Source organism: Vibrio sp. Vb2880 (genome assembly GCF_033337975.1).
Lineage (GTDB): Bacteria > Pseudomonadota > Gammaproteobacteria > Enterobacterales > Vibrionaceae > Vibrio > Vibrio alginolyticus.
This window is the reverse complement of the sequence record NZ_JAWORT010000011.1, coordinates 122,261-139,333: the sequence shown is the minus strand read 5'-3', so window position 1 is coordinate 139,333 and position 17,073 is coordinate 122,261. Positions and strand designations below refer to the sequence as shown.

General features: G+C 45.7%; 13 protein-coding genes. 12 read left to right on the top strand and 1 reads right to left on the bottom strand.

Annotated elements, in window-relative coordinates:
* Positions 1 to 321 precede the first annotated feature (321 nt).
* The 8 genes from rodZ to R7M92_RS13905 all read left to right on the top strand — a co-directional run bounded on the left by rodZ (position 322) and on the right by R7M92_RS13905 (position 8,739).
* Entirely contained in the window at positions 322 to 1,272 is a 951-nt protein-coding gene (gene rodZ, locus R7M92_RS13940) for a cytoskeleton protein RodZ (protein WP_262647262.1), read from the top strand.
* 6 nt (positions 1,273 to 1,278) lie between these two features.
* Positions 1,279 to 2,397 (top strand): flavodoxin-dependent (E)-4-hydroxy-3-methylbut-2-enyl-diphosphate synthase, encoded by a 1,119-nt coding sequence (gene ispG, locus R7M92_RS13935; protein ID WP_005381699.1) that lies wholly within the window; start codon positions 1,279 to 1,281, stop codon positions 2,395 to 2,397.
* 26 nt (positions 2,398 to 2,423) lie between these two features.
* Positions 2,424 to 3,692, top strand: a complete 1,269-nt coding sequence (hisS, locus tag R7M92_RS13930) for a histidine--tRNA ligase (protein ID WP_005381698.1) — start codon at positions 2,424 to 2,426, stop codon at positions 3,690 to 3,692.
* 126 nt (positions 3,693 to 3,818) lie between these two features.
* Entirely contained in the window at positions 3,819 to 4,433 is a 615-nt protein-coding gene (locus tag R7M92_RS13925; protein WP_318133658.1) for a YfgM family protein, read from the top strand.
* 12 nt (positions 4,434 to 4,445) lie between these two features.
* Positions 4,446 to 5,606 carry an outer membrane protein assembly factor BamB gene (gene bamB / locus R7M92_RS13920; RefSeq protein WP_005381696.1) on the top strand — a complete coding sequence of 387 codons (1,161 nt, stop codon included), beginning with the start codon at positions 4,446 to 4,448 and terminating at the stop codon, positions 5,604 to 5,606.
* 167 nt (positions 5,607 to 5,773) lie between these two features.
* On the top strand, positions 5,774 to 7,270 hold the full coding sequence (gene der, locus R7M92_RS13915; RefSeq protein ID WP_017820569.1) for a ribosome biogenesis GTPase Der: 1,497 nt from the start codon (positions 5,774 to 5,776) through the stop codon (positions 7,268 to 7,270).
* A 59-nt stretch (positions 7,271 to 7,329) separates the two neighbouring features.
* Positions 7,330 to 8,205 carry an alanyl-tRNA editing protein gene (locus R7M92_RS13910; RefSeq protein WP_318133669.1) on the top strand — a complete coding sequence of 292 codons (876 nt, stop codon included), beginning with the start codon at positions 7,330 to 7,332 and terminating at the stop codon, positions 8,203 to 8,205.
* 309 nt (positions 8,206 to 8,514) lie between these two features.
* Positions 8,515 to 8,739, top strand: coding sequence for a zinc ribbon domain-containing protein (locus tag R7M92_RS13905; protein ID WP_005381691.1), 225 nt, complete (start codon positions 8,515 to 8,517; stop codon positions 8,737 to 8,739).
* A 13-nt stretch (positions 8,740 to 8,752) separates the two neighbouring features.
* Here the strand turns inward: R7M92_RS13905 and xseA are convergent, their stop codons facing one another.
* Positions 8,753 to 10,084 (bottom strand): exodeoxyribonuclease VII large subunit, encoded by a 1,332-nt coding sequence (gene xseA / locus R7M92_RS13900; RefSeq protein WP_085569930.1) that lies wholly within the window; start codon positions 10,082 to 10,084, stop codon positions 8,753 to 8,755.
* Between the two features lie 231 nt (positions 10,085 to 10,315).
* Here xseA and guaB point away from each other — a divergent pair, with 231 nt between their 5' ends.
* The 4 genes from guaB (at position 10,316) to R7M92_RS13880 (ending at position 17,040) form a co-directional block, all read left to right on the top strand.
* Entirely contained in the window at positions 10,316 to 11,782 is a 1,467-nt protein-coding gene (gene guaB / locus R7M92_RS13895) for an IMP dehydrogenase (RefSeq protein ID WP_017633908.1), read from the top strand.
* 99 nt (positions 11,783 to 11,881) lie between these two features.
* On the top strand, positions 11,882 to 13,435 hold the full coding sequence (gene guaA / locus R7M92_RS13890) for a glutamine-hydrolyzing GMP synthase (RefSeq protein ID WP_005381685.1): 1,554 nt from the start codon (positions 11,882 to 11,884) through the stop codon (positions 13,433 to 13,435).
* Positions 13,436 to 13,600: 165 nt separating this feature from the next.
* Complete coding sequence (locus R7M92_RS13885; protein ID WP_005381684.1) at positions 13,601 to 15,124, top strand: Na+/H+ antiporter NhaC family protein; 1,524 nt, start codon at positions 13,601 to 13,603, stop codon at positions 15,122 to 15,124.
* Positions 15,125 to 15,336: 212 nt separating this feature from the next.
* On the top strand, positions 15,337 to 17,040 hold the full coding sequence (locus R7M92_RS13880) for a chitinase (protein ID WP_206949575.1): 1,704 nt from the start codon (positions 15,337 to 15,339) through the stop codon (positions 17,038 to 17,040).
* Positions 17,041 to 17,073: the final 33 nt, after the last annotated feature.

Here is a 17,073-nt window from a genome sequence, read left to right as displayed (position 1 = left end):
TAATTTCGAATTCCTTTGTCAAAGTTTGGACAAAAGCTTGAGCTATCTGTTAGTTTGAGTGTAAAGAGTTTTTGTCTTCGTTGCGCATTCGCTTATCATGATATGTAACACTAACGATGACACCGATAATTCTCAGCACTTTCTCACATACGTTTTGCTGATTTTTGCAAAACGGGTATTCGCACTCAGATCGCTGAGAGTTTCTTAAAATTATTATTTTTGGTTAACGCGTTTAGGCTAGCTATCTTTTAAAGAGGCTTAAGAACAATAACGAAAATACATGACCACGTTAGCCACTAAAACAGATTAAATACCGCCATTATGACAGAACACGAAAATACGAATGAAGTGCCACTCTCTATTGAAGCTGGCACATTACTGAAAAACAAACGTGAATCCTTGGGAATGAGCCAAAAGCAAGTTGCCGATCGCCTGAGGCTTCGCATTTCTGTGATTGAAGATATTGAAAATAACCGATTTGAATCTCAACAAGTCGCGACATTTACGCGTGGTTACTTACGCTCTTACGCTAAATTCGTAGGTCTTGATGAGAAGGTGGTTTTGACGGCGTTAGAGCAGACTGCCGATGCTCAGCCTCAAGAGCAAGAAATTGAAATGCAAAGCTTCTCTCGTAAAACAAAAGACGAGAAGCACAATAGCCGTATTATGCTCCTTACTTGGGTTATCGGGCTGGTCATTATTGGCATTTCAGCGGCATGGTGGTGGCAAAACCAACAAGAGAATAGCCTAACTAAGGAAGTAACGGATTCAAGTGTTGAAGCGCCGCAGCCCACAGCTCAAGAATTAGCTGATATCGATTTGATGACGGCTGAAGAGTTAATCGCAAGCACTCCTGAAGAAGTTGCTTCAACTAATGAAGGCGTTGCTGAATCGACTGAAGCCCCCGTTGAGCAAGGGGCGGATCCTTTGCTGACTGACACTGAAAATACAACAAGCGTAGATTCTGAAGAACCTGTTGCCGTGATTGAAGCGGCGGAAGAGGAACAGCCTGCGCCAGTAGTACCTGAAGGCATGACACTTCTTACTATGAAGTTTAAAGCGGACTGTTGGATTCAAGTAAAAGACACCAATGGTAAAACGCTGGTAAGTGGTACTCATAAGCCAGGACAAGATGTAGAACTTACCGGAAAAGCGCCATTTAAAGTGATATTGGGCGCACCGGAAGGGGTTACAATGACATTTGCAAGTGAACCTGTCGACCTTTCTGGGTATACTTCAGGCAAAGTAGCTAGATTCACTCTACCGTTATAAAAAATTATGCAACACGAATCTCCAATTATTCGTCGTAAATCGACGCGTATTTATGTGGGTGATGTGCCAATTGGTGATGGTGCGCCAATTGCAGTACAGTCAATGACTAACACTCGCACGACTGACGTAGAAGCGACAGTCGCTCAAATCCGAGCACTAGAAAAAGTCGGCGCAGATATCGTTCGAGTTTCTGTACCTACGATGGACGCAGCAGAAGCTTTCAAACTGATTAAACAGCAAGTTTCTGTACCATTAGTGGCTGATATTCATTTCGACTATCGTATCGCGCTGAAAGTTGCGGAGTACGGAGTTGACTGTTTACGTATCAACCCAGGTAACATCGGCAATGAAGAGCGTATTCGCGCTGTTGTTGATTGCGCTCGCGATAAAAACATCCCGATCCGTATTGGCGTCAATGGTGGATCTTTGGAAAAAGATTTACAGATGAAATACGGTGAACCAACGCCAGAAGCCTTGGTTGAATCGGCGATGCGTCACGTAGATCATCTCGATCGTCTTAACTTTGACCAATTTAAAGTTAGCGTGAAAGCTTCAGACGTTTTTCTTGCTGTGGATTCATATCGTCTGCTGGCGAAGAAAATCGATCAGCCTCTTCATTTAGGTATCACAGAGGCGGGTGGTGCTCGAGCTGGCGCTGTTAAGTCATCTGTTGGCTTAGGTATGCTGTTATCTGAAGGGATAGGCGATACGCTGCGTATCTCTTTGGCGGCCGATCCAGTTGAAGAAATCAAAGTCGGTTTCGACATCCTTAAATCTCTGCGCATTCGCTCTCGAGGCATCAACTTTATTGCGTGCCCCAGCTGCTCACGCCAAGAATTCGATGTGATTGGTACGGTGAATGCACTGGAGCAACGTTTAGAAGACATCATCACGCCAATGGATGTGTCTATCATCGGTTGTGTGGTAAACGGCCCTGGTGAAGCAGAAGTTTCTCACTTAGGTCTAGCAGGTAGTAACAAGAAGAGCGCATTCTACGAAGATGGTAAACGCCAGAAAGAGCGCTTTGATAACGATGACCTTGTGAATAAGCTAGAAGCTAAGATCCGTGCGAAAGCAGCTATGATGAATGGCGAAAACCGCATCGAAGTTAAAGTACAAGATTAATCTCAACGAGAATTACGGTAAGTATTGTGGCAAAAACAATTCAAGCAATTCGAGGCATGAACGATTGCCTCCCAACTCAGTCGCCACTGTGGCAAAAACTAGAAAACACAGTGAAAAATGTAATTAGCGCATACGGTTATAACGAAGTGCGCATGCCAATCGTTGAAGAAACAAACCTATTCAGCCGCGCTGTTGGTGAAGAAACAGACGTCGTTTCAAAAGAAATGTACACTTTTGATGACCGTAACGGCGACAGCCTAACACTTCGCCCAGAAGGTACGGCGGGTTGTGTACGTTCATGTATCCAAAACAGCCTGATCAACCGTGATGAACAGCGTCTGTGGTACATGGGGCCTATGTTCCGCCATGAACGTCCGCAGAAAGGTCGTTACCGTCAATTCCACCAGTGTGGTGTTGAGGTGTTTGGTCTAAATGGTCCAGATGTTGATGCAGAGCTTATCATGATGACGGCGCGTCTATGGCGTGAGCTAGGTATCAATGAACATGTTCGTCTTGAGCTGAACTCTATCGGTTCTCAAGAAGACCGCGCAGACTACCGTACTGCACTGGTTGCATTCCTTGAGCAACATATTGATGTGCTAGATGAAGATTGTAAGCGTCGCATGCACACGAACCCACTGCGTGTTCTGGATACGAAGAACCCAGACGTTCAAGCTATTTTAGGTGATGCGCCTCGCCTTTCAGATTACTTGGGTGAAGAATCTAAAGCACACTTCGCAGGTCTATGTGAACTTTTAGACGCCGCAGGTATCAAATACACAGTTAACGAACGTCTAGTTCGTGGTCTGGATTACTACAATCGCACGGTATTTGAGTGGATCACTGAGAGCCTAGGTGCTCAAGGCACTGTATGTGGAGGTGGTCGTTACGATGGCCTTGTAGAGCAATTAGGTGGTAAACCAACACCAGCGGTTGGCTTTGCAATGGGCCTAGAGCGCCTAGTACTGATGCTAGAAACGTTGGAACTAACAGACGTTCGTCGCAGTGTTGACGTGTACGTAGTCACTGCGGGTGAAGGCACCATGATGGCAGGAATGAAGCTAGCAGAACAGCTTCGCGAGTCTGTTCCAGGCGTTCGTGTGATGAATCACTTCGGTGGCGGTAACTTCAAGAAACAGTTTAAACGCGCAGACAAAGTTGGTGCTGTTGTAGCATTGGTTCTGGGCGAAAACGAAGTTGCGGATAATACCGTAGTACTGAAAGACTTAGCTGGTGGTGAGCAAGAGACTTACAACCAAGCAGAAGTTGCAGAAAAGATCGCAGCACTGATTTAAGTCTTTTAGTAATCTAACAAAATTACATCCTAGTTCGTAAGCTAAGGCTCCCAAATGTGGAGCCTTTAAACGAAATAGGAACAATGGCAGCTAAGCTGCCATTTACATGTTTTAAGAGGACAGGAAGTGGAACTTTACGATACTGAAGAACAACAAGTTGAAGCCATTAAAGACTGGTGGAAGGAAAACGGCAAAGCCGTCATCATCGGTGCGGTTGTTGGTTTAGGTGGTCTATTCGGCTGGCGTTACTACCAGGATTCTGTGATTCAGGCGAGTGAAGCAGCTTCTCAAAGCTACACGACAGCAATGAATGCTTTGCAAGACAAAGGCACTGATGTTCAAGCTGACGTGAAAGCTTTCATTGAGTCAAATGAAGTAAAAGAATATTCAGTATTGGCTGCGCTACAACTTGCTAAAGCACAAGTTGAAGCTCAAGACCTTTCTGCTGCATTGGAGCAACTGAAGTGGGCGCAAAGCCACACTCAAGATGCTGCGTTGTTACCATTGATTAGTTACCGCATTGCGCGTATTGAGACGGAAATGGGTAACTTCGACGCTGCAACGGCAGAGCTAAGTAACGTCACTGATACAGCATGGACAGGTCGTATTGCTGAACTTCGTGGCGATATTGCGATTCGCCAAGGTGACAAAGATGCTGCGTACGCTGCGTATACTGAAGCTCAGCAAGCGGCAGATGCAAGCCCGACACTACAAATGAAATTGGACGATCTGGCGAAATAAGGACCGCATTGGATGAAAAGAGTCTTTAAGAAAGCCTTGCTAGGGGCGTTAACAATGGGAGTACTTGCCGGTTGTGCAGGTGAGAAAGACACCATTGTAATGGCGCCACTACCTCAGGTAGACAGTCAGTTTACAACCAGTAGTGAGTGGAGCACATCGGTTGGCGATGGTGTTGGTCATTACTTTTCAAAACTATCCCCTGTATTTGCGAATGATACATTGTTCGTGGCAAGTCGTGATGGCTTAGTAAAAGCGCTGGATCCTGAAAACGGTAAACAACGTTGGCAAACGGACCTAGAAGAAGATGTCATTGCTCGTCTCTCTGGTGGTATCACAGCGGCATACGGAAACCTTTACATTGGCTCTGAGAATGGTGAAGTCATCTCTCTTGACCAAGAAACAGGTGAAATTGTTTGGCGTGTAAAAGTTGGTGGTGAGGTACTGGCGAAGCCAGTTGCAGATTCAGGCCTTATTATCATCAATACTAGCCGAGGCATGTTGATTGCCCTTAATGAGAGTACAGGTGAGCAACGCTGGGCATTGAGTACAGAAGTGCCGAACTTAACTTTACGTGGCGACAGTACTCCGACTGCAATTGGCGGCGGTGTATTTTGGGGAACGGCAAATGGCCGACTCGCAGCTGCTATCGTTGAGCGTGGTCAGTTGATTTGGCAACAGCCTGTTGGTACGCCAAAAGGCGCGACAGAAATTGATCGTTTGGTTGACGTTGATTCATCGCCAATTGTGCTAGGCGGTACTCTTTTCACCATTGGATACAATGGTCAACTTATCGCCATTGACTTGCGTTCAGCGAACCCGATTTGGAAGCGTAATTACTCATCTGCGACAGACATTTCTACAGATGGTAGTCGCATCTTTGTGATAACGGAAAAAGATCATGTTGTTGCCGTTGATTCACGAAGCGGAACTGAGTTGTGGGAAAACAGCTTGCTTGAGCACCGACAACTTACAGCGCCAGTTATTGTTGGCAATTATCTCGTTGTCGGTGACACGCTTGGTTACCTTCACTGGATGGATCGTTCAACGGGCGAATTTGTTGCGCAGCAGTTTGTCGATGATAGTGGCTTGGCAGTTGGCCCGACGTTATTGTCGGATGGTTATGTGATTACAACTCGCAACGGCGATGTAAAGAAACTAACCATTAACGAATAATATCGTGATATAATTCACATTCGGCTCCTGGCTGGTGACAGCTAGGAGCCGTTTTGTTGTTTGAATTTATTAACCCTGACGTGGTTATAGGTAAAAAGCTGGTTTGATTTGGCATCGAGCAAGTCGTTACCTATAACTACAGAAGAAAGATTATTGTAGAGGTTGTTATGGTACCTGTTGTAGCTCTAGTAGGGCGTCCGAACGTAGGTAAATCTACACTATTTAACCGATTGACTCGCACTCGTGACGCGTTGGTTGCGGACTTTCCAGGCCTAACGCGAGACCGTAAATATGGCCAGGCGAGACTTGGTGAAGAGCACGAATTCATTGTGATTGATACTGGTGGTATCGATGGCACAGAAGAAGGCGTGGAAACAAAGATGGCAGAACAGTCATTAGCCGCGATTGATGAGGCTGATGTTGTATTGTTCCTTGTTGACGGTCGTGCTGGTCTGACACCTTCAGATGAAGCAATTGCTGCGCATCTGCGTAAAATTGAAAAGCCAGCGATGCTGGTAGTAAACAAAATCGATGGTATTGATGCCGATGCGGCGTGTGCTGACTTTTGGCAGCTCGGCGTGGATGATATGTACCAGATTGCGGCCGCTCATGGCCGTGGTGTGACCGCTTTGCTTGAGCGTGCTTTATCTCCATTCTTTGATGATCTACTAACAAGTGAATCTGAAGAAGGTGAGATTGAAGACCTGACTGGATTCGAAGACGAAGAGCCTCTTGTTGAAGATTACACTGAAGAAGACGCAGAAGCTGAATTCAAACGCCTTCAAGAGCAGCCGATTAAGTTGGCGATCATCGGTCGTCCTAACGTAGGCAAATCGACACTGACTAACCGTATTCTGGGTGAAGAACGTGTGGTTGTATACGATATGCCTGGTACAACGCGCGATTCTATCTACATCCCGATGGAGCGTGATGGACGCGAATACGTACTAATTGACACCGCAGGTGTTCGTCGTCGTGGTCGTATCAATGAAACGGTTGAAAAGTTCTCTGTTGTTAAGACGCTGAAAGCGGTAGAAGATGCAAACGTCGTTCTACTAGTGATTGATGCTCGTGAAAATATTTCAGACCAAGACCTAAGCTTGCTTGGTTTTGCACTGAATGCTGGCCGCTCAATTGTCATCGCCGTTAACAAGTGGGATGGTCTAGACAGTGACGTGAAAGAAAGCGTGAAGAAAGAACTGGACCGCCGTCTAGGATTCGTCGACTTCGCGCGTATCCACTTTATCTCTGCGCTGCACGGTACTGGCGTTGGTCACTTGTTTGAATCTATCCAAGAAGCATATAACTCGGCGACAACGCGTGTGGGTACGTCAGTACTGACGCGTATCATGAAGATGGCTGTGGATGATCACCAACCGCCAATGGTTCGTGGTCGTCGTATCAAACTCAAATACGCACACGCAGGTGGTTACAACCCACCGATCGTTGTTATCCACGGTAACATGGTTCGTGAATTGCCAGATTCGTATAAACGTTATCTGATGAACTACTTCCGTAAGTCTCTGGAAATTATGGGAACACCGATTCGCATTAACTTCCACAACAGTGATAACCCATACGAGAACCGTACGAATAAGCTTACGCTATCACAAGAGCGTAAACGTAAGCGTATGATGTCGATGGTGAAAAACCGCAATAAATAATGAAATTCGAATACCCAAGTTTCTACTTGGGTATTTTTTTATCAAAAGTAATCGTAAAAATGACTATCACAGCAACAAAGACTCGTTTTTGTCATCAAACATGGCAATTAGAAGCACAAATACAGCTCGTTCAATATACGGAAGAAGTGACTTACGTTATTACAGATGTCACGCCGTTCCATCCCGTTAGTCACATATGGCCGGATCACCCTGCAGACAAAGGAACGTTGAAGGTGAATGGGGCTGAGCATGACGTAGTAGATTGCCAAGTTGGGGCAGTGGAACAGGAAAGTGGTGCTCTGTATGTGGGTAGTGACATCCCTGTAAAGCGTGATGCTGAAGGTTGGGTGTTTGTCGTCGTGCATGTTTTATCACGCACGGAATCATGTGCAATTAATGACTTGGTAACATTAGCGGTAGATAAAGACTATCAAAATGCTTTGAGTCGAGGCCACACTGCAGGACACTTAGCGTATTTGGCGTTGAATAAAGTACTATCGGAAGACTATTGGCGAAAAGACGCAGACCGCAAAGACCCACATGGTTATTATGACTTTAATAGCTATGCGCAAGTCACGAGTTATGTCACTCCAGACAAGTGCCTCGATACGTACCGTTTAGGCAAAACACTCCGTAAAAGAGGATTAAACAGTGCAGATATGCTGAATGACCTCCAGGCGATTGCAGAAAAAGTGAATGGCCAACTGGTTGAATGGCTTCAAAGAGATGCGATGATCACCATGGAATGCCACGGCGAAAGCTTAACGGATTCTCGCTATTGGAAGTGCGATTTAGGGGAAGGTCAATTAGCGGTAATCCCTTGTGGTGGAACGCATGCGAGCCATTTAAATGAGTTTGCTTTTATCCAAGTTAAACTCGTTGAGCTCGACGCTCAAACTATCGAAATGCACACCAATGTAAACACTGCTTTTTGAATAAGATCTTTTTATTAAATTCTGATTTTTCGTTTAATTAAATCCCCATAAGGTTTTTTATTCTATCTTAAATTGGAATGCAGAATATGTAACTTATGCTTTCGGTGTGTGGTTATATAAATATTCTTTTAAGGGGTGATCGCTGATCAAGGAGTAAATATCAGACGATCAGTATAAGATCCTACGTATCAAGTATGGTTAACGCCTCGTGAAACTTGTTGGGGCGGTGATGAAGATCAACATACTTGTTGGTTATTTTGAGTAGCATGCGTTACTCGAAATTGCTTAGTTTAGAGAGAGGAACGGGATATGCAGCAGAACATTTGCCCGACTTGCAATGTCGAACTGGAATGGACAGGACAATACCATTGTGCACAGTGTGAATCGGATTTTAAAAAAGTAGGTTTTTGCCCTGATTGTGAGGCGGAGCTGGAGAAGCTGCAAGCATGCGGTGCTGCGAGTTACTTTTGTAATGTGTGTAATGAACTCAAATCAAAATCACGTGTCCGATTTGAGTTCCAGAAAGTCAGTTAACCAGAGTTTGTATTCAGTTAACGGTAGAACGAACGTCGCCTTCGGCTAACCAGGTAATCAATACATCTCCCGACTTTACATCTGAAGATTGCGTAATTACTTTACCTTGCTCAGTTTGAGTAATTGAGTAACCTCGTTTCAATGTCGCTAGTGGGCTGACGGTGTCCAACTTTTCTGCGGCAATCGCGAGTTGATGGCGCATAGTCAGTAATTTGCGATCCATTGCATCCATGAGCTTTTGCTCAACACGTTCTAGCTTCGACTTCTGCTCGGCAAGGCGTGTTACAGGAGAATTTAATTGCAGCCGATAATGTTGACGCTCGATTCGCTGTTGACGCAAGGCAATAAAACGACTCATCGCTCGCTGTAAGCGCATGTCCAACTCATCTAACTGTTGCGTCTGACGTTGCAAGCGATAGCTTGGGTGCTGTCTCTCTAGACGGTGCACTAATTGAGCAGATTGCTGCTTTTGTTGTGCTAGGTAGTAACGCATCGCGCTCGCTAACTTATGCTGGCGGGTAACTAAAGCTTGATCTTTGTGGCTGTTATCACGGCTTACTAGCTCAGCGGCTGCTGATGGAGTAGGCGCGCGTACGTCGGCGACAAAATCAGCTATTGTCACGTCAACTTCATGTCCAACGGCGCTAATAATAGGAATTTGGCTTGCTGCAATCGTGCGAGCTAATATCTCGTTGTTAAAGCACCATAAGTCTTCTAATGAACCACCACCTCGGCCCACAATTAGCACATCACATTCATCACGGCTGTTAGCGCGACCAATGGCTTGTGCAATTTGAATGGCTGCGTCCTCACCTTGTACCACTGTCGGATAAATCACAACAGGTAGGGAAGGATCACGACGTTTCAATACGTCTAAGATATCGTAAAGCGCGGCACCAGTTTTCGATGTGATGACGCCAACACGTTTAGGGTGCTCAGGCAAAGATTGCTTATTGATTTGCGCGAACAACCCTTCTGCTGCAAGCTTCATTTTCAGCTCTTCAAACTCTTGTTGAAGACGGCCATCACCTTCCGGTTGCATGCTTTCGATGATCAATTGGTAGTCACCGCGAGGCTCATAAAGAGACAGACGAGCTTTTACTAGGACTTGATTACCGTTAGCGGGCTTGAAAGTAACGCGGCGATTGTTACCACGAAACATGGCACATTTAACTTGAGCGCGAGAGTCTTTAAGAGTGAGGTACCAGTGACCAGAGACAGGAGCTGAAAAGTTGGATATCTCTCCGACGAGCCAAACGATCCCCATTTCGTTTTCAAGGAGTAAACGAACTTCTGCGTTGAGACGAGAAACAGTAAAGATGTTTTGATTGGTCTTGGAGAGCACAGCTAATCTCTTAGACGTGAGTATGGAAATTAGCGGCAATATAATACATAACAAGAGGGTAATTGCAAGAAAAAAATTAAAAAATTTGTGGTCAAGCGATTGCGTTAACCGTATAATCCCTCCGCAATATCTAATCCAAATGTAGCTAGTTGCTAACGCAGGTTACCCTCATTATGCGAAACGATGAGATTGGATTGTTCTTTTTACTCCTCTAATTGTGAGATATTGCAAATGCTAAGAATTGCCAAAGAAGCGCTGACATTCGATGACGTACTACTTGTGCCAGCACACTCCACCGTTCTCCCAAACACAGCTGATCTTCGCACTCAGCTAACTAAGAACATCACCCTAAACATCCCAATGATTTCAGCGTCTATGGACACTGTTACTGAAGCTCGTCTAGCAATTGCGCTAGCGCAAGAGGGTGGCATTGGCTTTATCCACAAGAACATGTCTATTGAGCAGCAGGCAGCCGAAGTTCGTAAAGTTAAGAAGTTCGAAGCTGGTATGGTAACTGACGCGGTTACTGTAAACCCTGACGCGACCATCGCTGATGTTGTTGCACTCACTGAAAAGCATGGTTTTGCAGGTTTCCCTGTTGTCACTGAGAGCAATGAGCTTGTTGGTATTATCACTGGTCGTGACGTTCGTTTTGTGACGGACCTTTCTAAGAAAGTATCTTCAGTAATGACGCCAAAAGAGAAGTTGGCAGCAGTTAAAGAAGGTGCAACACGAGAAGAAGTGCAAGAGAAAATGCACGAAGCTCGTGTAGAGAAAGTATTGGTTGTGAATGATGAGTTCCAACTAACCGGTATGATTACTGCGAAAGACTTCCACAAAGCAGAACGTAAACCAAACGCATGTAAAGATGAGCGTGGTCGCCTACGTGTTGGCGCAGCCGTTGGTGCTGGCGCTGGTAACGAAGAGCGTGTTGCTGCTCTAGTTGAAGCAGGCGTTGACATTCTACTTATCGACTCTTCACACGGACATTCTGAAGGTGTACTAAACCGCATCCGCGAAACTCGCGCTGCTTACCCAGATCTAGACATCATCGGTGGTAACGTAGCAACAGGTGCTGGTGCTAAAGCACTAATCGAAGCTGGCGTAAGCGCAGTGAAAGTTGGTATCGGCCCTGGTTCTATCTGTACAACTCGTATTGTAACGGGTGTGGGAGTTCCACAAATCACTGCAATCGCAGATGCGGCAGAAGTGGCTAATGATTATGGTATTCCGGTTATTGCTGACGGTGGTATCCGTTTCTCAGGTGATATCTGTAAAGCAATCGTAGCAGGCGCATCATGTGTGATGGTTGGTTCTATGTTTGCTGGTACTGAAGAAGCGCCGGGTGAAGTGATTCTATACAATGGCCGTTCTTACAAATCTTACCGCGGCATGGGTTCTCTTGGTGCTATGTCTCAAGGTTCTTCTGACCGTTACTTCCAGTCTGACAACGCAGCGGACAAGCTAGTACCAGAAGGCATTGAAGGTCGTATCGCATACAAAGGCCGTCTAAAAGAGATCGTACACCAACAAATGGGTGGTCTACGTTCAAGCATGGGTCTAACTGGTTCTGCAACTATCGAAGATATGCGTACGAAAGCTGAATTTGTACGTATCTCTGGTGCAGGTATGCAAGAGTCTCATGTACACGATGTTCAAATTACTAAGGAAGCGCCGAACTACCGTCTAGGGAACTAATTACCCAACGGAAACGTTTGCTTTTTCCTTGAAGCATTAAGAAGAGGCGAGTACACTCGCCTCGGTTTTAATCACTTAGCCTTAAAAAGACTGCTCAAAATGACTAAAAATATCCATGACCAACGTATTCTGATCTTGGACTTCGGTTCTCAGTACACTCAATTAGTAGCTCGCCGCGTACGTGAAATCGGCGTTTACTGTGAACTATGGAGCTGGGATGTAGAAGAAGCGGATATTCGCGAATTCAACCCAGATGGCATTATCCTATCTGGCGGTCCAGAAAGCGTAACGGAAGAGAACTCTCCACGCGCGCCTCAATATGTGTTTGATTCTGGTGTTCCTTTGCTTGGCGTATGTTACGGCATGCAAACCATGGCGGAACAGCTAGGAGGCAAAGTAGCGGGCTCTAACGAACGTGAGTTTGGCTACGCTCAGGTTAAAGTTTCTGGTGAATGTGCCTTATTTAAAGATCTTGAAGCAACTCAAGACGTTTGGATGAGCCATGGCGACAAAGTAGTAGAGATCCCAGCCGATTTCGTAAAAGTTGGTGAGACAGACACTTGTCCTTACGCTGCGATGGCGAACGAAGAGAAGAAATACTACGGTGTTCAGTTCCACCCAGAAGTGACACACACAAAAGGTGGCCTACAAATGCTTGAGAACTTTGTTCTTGGCGTATGTGGCTGTGAGCGTCTATGGACTTCGGAATCTATCATCGAAGACGCGGTTGCTCGCATTAAAGAGCAAGTGGGTGACGACGAAGTTATCCTAGGTCTATCTGGTGGTGTTGATTCATCGGTAGTTGCGATGCTGGTTCATCGAGCAATCGGCGACAAGCTAACGTGTGTATTTGTTGATAACGGTCTACTTCGTCTAAACGAAGGTCAACAAGTAATGGATATGTTCGGCGACCAATTTGGTTTGAACATCATCAAAGTTGACGCTGAAGAACGCTTCCTAAAAGCACTTGAAGGCAAGTCTGACCCAGAAGAGAAGCGTAAGACTATCGGTCACGTATTCGTAGATGTATTCGATGAAGAGTCTAAGAAGCTGAAAAACGCGAAATGGCTAGCTCAAGGTACGATTTACCCTGATGTAATCGAGTCAGCTGCATCTAAGACTGGTAAAGCGCACGTGATCAAATCGCACCACAACGTGGGCGGTCTTCCAGATGACATGGAAATGGGTCTTGTTGAGCCACTACGTGAGCTGTTCAAAGATGAAGTACGTAAGATTGGTCTAGAGCTAGGCCTGCCTTATAACATGCTTTACCGCCACCCATTCCCAGGTCCAGGTCTAGGTGTTCGTGTTCTTGGTGAAATCAAGAAAGAATACTGTGACTTGCTACGTCGTGCTGATGCTATCTTTATTGAAGAGCTTCACGCAGCTGATCTATACAACAAAGTATCTCAAGCGTTCACGGTATTCCTACCAGTACGTTCTGTTGGTGTAATGGGCGATGGCCGTAAGTACGATTGGGTTGTGTCTCTACGTGCGGTAGAAACTATCGACTTCATGACTGCTCATTGGGCACACCTACCATATGACTTCCTAGGTAAGGTTTCTAACCGTATTATCAACGAAGTTGATGGCATTTCTCGTGTTGTTTACGACATTTCAGGTAAGCCACCAGCGACTATCGAGTGGGAATAATTTTCCTCTAGACAGTTGAGTTTATAAGAACCAGCCTTCGGGCTGGTTTTTTTGTACTTCAAGTTTGTGAAGAGGTGGCTCAACTTTTTTGTGAGAGATATATACATGCGATTAAATCAAATATATATTCATTTTAATTGTTTAATTATCATAAATGGTATTGCTATGGAACAGGCTGACGTTACCTCTCTCATTCCCATCCTTATTACTCTTTTCCTCGCGCTGACCACAAGAAATGTCGTTGTTGGTTTATTCGCGGGTGTGGTGAGTGGTGTCGCTATGCTCGAAGGGACATTTGTCGAAAAAGGGCCACTAGACTCGTTTAGTGCATTGATGAAAAGCTATCTACTGCCGCAATTAACTGACAGCTACAATGCGGGCGTCATTTTGCTCTTGGTCTTTATTGGTGGCTTTGTTGCCTTGATGGAGAAATCTGGCGGTGGTGTGGCGTTTGCTAAAAAGGTTACTCAATGGGTGGCGAGTAAATGCCAAGCTCAACTGTCCGCATGGTTCGGTGGTGTTGTTATTTTCTTCTCAGACCTTGGTACACCACTGATTGTTGGCCCTGTTTTTCGCCCTTTATTTGATAAGTTAAAAGTATCACGCCAAAAATTAGCTTTTATTATCGATTCAACTTCCTCTCCGGTCGCAATCTTGATTCCTTTTATCGGATGGGGTGTTTACATCATGGGGTTGATTCAAAAAGAGTTTACTGCCCTGAATGTCAGTATGAGTGACTGGGATGCTTTCATTGGTGCGATCCCGTATCAGTTTTACGCCTTTCTTGCGATCGCGATTGTGCCGATTGTCTCTTTCTTCAAATTAGATTTCGGACCGATGGCGAAGGCTGAACAACTAGCAGAGCAGGGCTCCGACTTTGGGAAAGTGCAGGAGTCCATGAATGTGTTTACGCATAAAAATGCAAAATCCAGTTTTGTATGGGCACCTTTGCTCGTTATGCTGGTGGTTCTATGTACCATTCTGGTGCCACACGGTTTTCCATTTCAAAAAGTAGCAGGCTCAACGTTCAGGGCTGCACTTTCTTCTGCATATTTCTTCGCGGCCTTCACTTTAATTGCGCTGATGGCGTTTTATGGCGTAAGAAAGCTTTCGGATGGTATTCAGGTTTATCTGAAAGGGATGTCAAACATGATGTCAGTGGCGGTGATTCTGGTATTGGCTTGGGCGCTTAGCTCGGTTGGGAAAGAATTAGGTGCAGCAGCATACATTGCTGAACAAGCTCAAGCCGGTTTCCCTTACTGGTTATTGCCAGCGGTTGCGTTTTTACTGGCCGGTATTATCTCGTTCGCTACGGGATCATCTTGGGGGACGTTTGCCATCATGATGCCATTAGTGATCCCAACTGCCGTCGCGATTGATGCACCACTGTTGGTTTGTATTGGTGCGGTATTATCTGGTGGCTTGTTTGGCGATCACTGTTCTCCCATCTCTGAAACTACGATTTTGTCGTCGACAGGAGCGGGGTGTGAACAGTATGAGCACTTCCGTACACAATTACCTTACGCATTACTCAATGGAATGATCGCATTGGGGTGTTTTCTTTTAGCTGGAATCAACGCCTCACCAGTGATTGTGCTTGCCGCAATTATTTCTCAGTGTGTGGTTTATTTTGTGCTGTCTAAACAAAAGTCAACCGCGAAGCTAGAGGTGGTTTCGGCAGAACAATAAAGAGAGAAACATCACAAAGCGGAGGCTCACAGGGTCTCCGCTTTTCTTTTGAGTCAAGGTAACATTTTTCTTGTGACAAAATGTGTGTGAGGACCTATTTATTCATGTTGTCTCGCAGAATCAACGTACTTGGCTCGGTGTTTCGTATATATGATCCACTATATGTCTAGTTATTCCTCGTATATTGTATTGTTGAAATCCGGAGACTAGACATGTTTGCACTCAAACATCTTCCTCTTGCATTGAGTTGTGTCTTAGCAGCACAAGTGAATGCGAGTATGAATATTCAGCCCGATCCGCAAAATCCGAATGGTTATGTTATTGCTCGTGGTGACGTTCAAGCCGTAGAGCAAAGCAAAACTTCTGATCCTATGTATGCCATTTGGTCACAAGCATTAGAGACACGCCCGAACTCAGTGGTTGAAGCGATTGTTCCAGGGGCGACAACCAACCCAGAAAACGTGAAGCGTGTAGAGCGTGTATTCCCCGAAAGTGAGTGGGACTTCCTGACTCAAATGGCGGCACCTGAATACACTTACACGCGTTTCCTACGTGCAATTGGTAAGTTCCCTGCATTCTGTGGTGAGTACACAGACGGTCGTGATTCGGATGCAATTTGTAAAAAATCGATCGTGACAGCGTTTGCTCACTTTGCACAAGAAACCGGTGGCCATATTTCGATCGATAACGTATCGGATAATCCGCTAGGGTTGGAAGAGTGGCAGCAAGCTTTGGTTCATGTGCGAGAAATGGGATGGTCTGAAGGGCAAGAAGGTTACACAACAGGTTGTGGTCAAAATGACTGGCAAAACAAACGCTGGCCATGTGAACCTGGACAAGGTTACTTTGGACGTGGTGCAAAACAGCTTTCTTACCATTTTAACTATGGCGCGTTCTCTGAAGTGATGTTTGATGGTGATGCATCTGTATTGCTAAAAAATCCAGGCTTGGTTGCGGATTCGTGGCTGAACTTAGCATCGGCTATCTGGTTCTTCCTAACCCCACAAGCACCGAAACCTGCAATGCTACATGTGATTGACCGTACTTGGGTGCCTTCACAGCGTGAGCTTGATGCTGGCATTGGTTACGGCTTTGGTACCACCATCAACGTGATCAATGGTGGTATTGAGTGTGGTGAGCAAAACAAGGATAAAGGTCAACCTGTTAACCGTATTCGTTATTGGGAAGGTCTTGCCGCCCATTATCAAATTCCAATTGAAGCCGATGAGACCAATACCTGTTGGCAGCAGACGCCTTACGGTAGCTTAAATCTGAATGGTGCGACAGACGTGTTGTACACCAACTGGGATGGAAACTGGAAATACTACTCAGATCGTCCGGGAGGCCACTCTTTTGAATGTGAACTTGTTGGTTTCCAAACGGCTTACTCTGCGCTAGTTGCGGGTGATTATGAGAAATGTGTAACTAACTTCTACCAATCTCATGCGGGTTGGCCAGAAGTTCGTGTAGTTGACAAGTTAGATCCAGTGGATCCGGTCGATCCGCCTGTAGGTGGTGTGGCAGCTTGGGATTCTGGCAAAGTATATAACACGGGGGAACAAGTCTCTTACCAAGGTGCTGTTTACGAAGCGAAATGGTGGTCACAAGGTAATGAGCCAACGAAAGGAGACCCGTGGAAGCTGGTTTCAGGCACTCCTACGGAGCCGCCTACAACGGAACCTGAACCACCGGTGACTGAGCCAGAGCCGCCCGTCACAGAACCTGAGCCGCCAGTAACCGAGCCAGAACCACCAGTGACAGGCAATTTTATTCAGTGGGAGCCAGGTGTAACGCAAGTCGCTAACGGCGATAAAGTGACGTACCAAAACAAATGTTTTGTTGCGAAAAATGGCCCAGGAGTGTGGGAAAGCCCAACGCAAAGCAACTGGTTCTGGGACGAGATTTCTTGTCAGTGATCGAGTAAAAAACAACCTAACCATCTATAAAGA

Excerpts from the sequence above, each read along its gene's own strand:
- der (WP_017820569.1), top strand. The coding sequence starts at position 5,774 with ATGGTACCTGTTGTAGCTCTAGTAGGGCGTCCGAACGTAGGTAAATCT.
- R7M92_RS13910 (WP_318133669.1), top strand. The coding sequence starts at position 7,330 with ATGACTATCACAGCAACAAAGACTCGTTTTTGTCATCAAACATGGCAA.
- ispG (WP_005381699.1), top strand. The coding sequence starts at position 1,279 with ATGCAACACGAATCTCCAATTATTCGTCGTAAATCGACGCGTATTTAT.
- R7M92_RS13880 (WP_206949575.1), top strand. The coding sequence starts at position 15,337 with ATGTTTGCACTCAAACATCTTCCTCTTGCATTGAGTTGTGTCTTAGCA.
- R7M92_RS13905 (WP_005381691.1), top strand. The coding sequence starts at position 8,515 with ATGCAGCAGAACATTTGCCCGACTTGCAATGTCGAACTGGAATGGACA.
- rodZ (WP_262647262.1), top strand. The coding sequence starts at position 322 with ATGACAGAACACGAAAATACGAATGAAGTGCCACTCTCTATTGAAGCT.
- bamB (WP_005381696.1), top strand. The coding sequence starts at position 4,446 with ATGAAAAGAGTCTTTAAGAAAGCCTTGCTAGGGGCGTTAACAATGGGA.
- guaA (WP_005381685.1), top strand. The coding sequence starts at position 11,882 with ATGACTAAAAATATCCATGACCAACGTATTCTGATCTTGGACTTCGGT.
- guaB (WP_017633908.1), top strand. The coding sequence starts at position 10,316 with ATGCTAAGAATTGCCAAAGAAGCGCTGACATTCGATGACGTACTACTT.
- R7M92_RS13885 (WP_005381684.1), top strand. The coding sequence starts at position 13,601 with ATGGAACAGGCTGACGTTACCTCTCTCATTCCCATCCTTATTACTCTT.